The organism is Phyllobacterium sp. (genome assembly GCF_037994405.1).
GTDB lineage: Bacteria > Pseudomonadota > Alphaproteobacteria > Rhizobiales > Rhizobiaceae > Phyllobacterium.
In genome coordinates, this window is record NZ_JBBNAN010000251.1 from 1 (window position 1) to 2262 (window position 2262).

1 protein-coding gene and 2 pseudogenes are annotated in these 2262 nt (G+C 57.3%); 1 reads left to right on the forward strand and 2 read right to left on the reverse strand.

The features are described 5' to 3' along the window. Positions 1-146 (forward strand): annotated as a pseudogene (locus tag AAAC48_RS14145) (IS481 family transposase); the annotation flags it as partial. Positions 147-395: 249 nt separating this feature from the next. Here AAAC48_RS14145 and AAAC48_RS14150 read toward each other — a convergent pair. Continuing rightward, the gene (locus AAAC48_RS14150) at positions 396-1658 is read right to left on the reverse strand and encodes an IS110 family transposase (protein ID WP_340654789.1); all 1263 of its coding nucleotides are present in this window, start codon (positions 1656-1658) and stop codon (positions 396-398) included. 352 nt (positions 1659-2010) lie between these two features. Then, positions 2011-2262 (reverse strand): annotated as a pseudogene (locus AAAC48_RS14155) (IS110 family transposase); the annotation flags it as partial.

The window sequence follows — 2262 nt, forward strand, 5'->3', positions numbered from 1 at the left end:
TGTACCTTTTCGTGGCCATCGACCGGACGTCGAAGTTTGCCTATGCCGAACTGCACGAGAAGGCCGGCAAAATGGCCGCGGCGCAGTTCCTGCGCAATCTGGTCGCCACCGTTCCCTATGCCATCCATACCGTGCTGACCGACAACGTCCTAAGTGCGGAAGAAAATGGGCTTGGCAGGCAAAGTTTCTCTGTTCGTCAGCATGCTCGCGCTGCATGACGCTCGTCAAGTCACATCGTCGAACCAGGCGGCTTCCACTGGCATGGGAAAAGGTCTCGTCCATAGCAAACACAGGGTCCATCATTTTGGCCCTCACCGTCCTTAACACGAGCTTCTGATCCAGGTGGAAGACCCAAGCATTGTCTACAGGGTCATCCGATGGATGCCCTCACGGCCCTACCTGACAGAGGTTCTTCCACCTGGTACCCGCCCTTCAACGAAGGGCCGGTAGTCTGAACCGCTTTTGACGACGGCGTGTACGACACGCGCCATCTTGGCGGTAATAGCGGTCATTGCCTTGCGGCGGAGATCGGGATTGTCACGATCCCTTGCGATGTAGCGTTCGAACTTATGCCGGAAGCCGTTCTCACGCTGGCGGATTGCAACTTGCCCAGCGATCCACAGGGTCCGGCGCAAACGCGCATTGCCGAATTTGGAAAGCCGGGTCTGGCCGCGATACTGGCCCGATTGCTGTGTCGACAGATCCAGCCCGCAGAATTTGAGAAACTGACGGTGATGGTGAAAGCGGCGTAGGTCCCCAGCCTCCGCGATGATGGTTAGCGCATTGATTGGCCCGATCCCAGGTATCTGCCGCAAAAGCTGATAATCACGGCTGTGTCGCAGCAGCTCATCGGCCTGTGTTTCGATCTCGTTACGTTGGCGGATCAGGCTACGGGCTTCGGCCACAACCATCCGAAACATGCGAATGGCAGGCGCATCCAGCGGCAATGGCAAGCCGATCGATGTGCATGCTGTCTCATAAATATCCATTAAAATCTGTGACTTGCTGACTTTCCTGCCGACAACATCCCATGCTGCTTCGACGAACTCCTCTTTCGTCAGTGTCGTGATGCTCGCGGGTGTGGGGAACGCATCGAGGAAAGCGAAGAACCAGTCGCTACGGCTGTTGCCCCTGAAGCGGTCAATCTCAGGAAAATACAGCGGCAGGTAATGCGTCAGGATGCGATGCTGGATCTCGGTCTTGGCGTTAGCAATGGCTTCGTGTGTCTTCGACAATTCCTGAACGTCGTTGATGCCGGCACGCAAGGGATCATGATAGACCTGAGTCGAATGGATCCTCAACATGTGCAGGATCACCTGCGCATCCTTGGGATCGTTCTTGTCCCAACTGTTGTGCAAGGCTTCTCGCGTTCGGGCAAGCGCCAGCGACGACACCAACCGCGTCTCGAAGCCGGCTTCGACCAAACGCCAGGCGATGGGTCGGTGATAATTGCCCGTTGCCTCAAAAGCACAGACCACCGGCTGGCCATAAGCCTGCAGGACTTCGATCAGACGATCATGCTCCGCACGGGTGTTGAGAACTGCCAACCGGCGGCGGCGTTTATGGCCGGGTGCTTCGATCAACACTTCATTGCGAACCTTGGCGATGTCGATGGCTACCAACACGGCATCGGCAGGTATAGAATTCTGACTGGTCATGGTCGGTCTCTCCGGAATGAGTTGTGAACACTCACATTCTAGAGCTACTTCGACTGACCATGGCCACCTCAAACCGTGCGCGCTTGCAGCAAAAAAGCTGCGCGCACCGTTCCCTCGGTGGCTCCAATTCTTCCTTCCGTAGGTGCTACGGCTCATGTTACAAGGCACGCGACTTCCCCACGGCCTGCAAGGCGCTCAGCCTCAAGCATATCCGCACGAAACCATACACCCCGAAGACCACTGATGTGATTGACAAGAGCTTTTTGGCTGGATCTGCGATATTCTCCCGTTGCGCATGGATGACCGCGTGGCGAAGAGTAGGGTCTGAGGTGAGAGCCCTGCGACGCGGCCTTTATCGTCGTGCCTCATTTGCGGCATCCGTGCGCACCTTCTTTGGCCCTCGTGAGTTCCAGCCGGAGACGAAGCGAGTGTACGCACCTTCGGCCTGCTCGACCCAACGCCGCTCTTCATCGCGATGGCTCTTGATATTGTAGGCATGCGCGGCGCCCTTTTGGCCGCGCACTGCCTTGCTCCCCGCCTTGAGTTCCATATCACGCAGCTTCCTGGCATGCAGGGACGGCCTTGCCCAGGCATAGCTTTGGCC

What these genes read in the sequence shown, in the direction of transcription:
- AAAC48_RS14150 (WP_340654789.1), bottom strand. Translation starts at nt 1,658, where the DNA reads ATGACCAGTCAGAATTCTATACCTGCCGATGCCGTGTTGGTAGCCATC.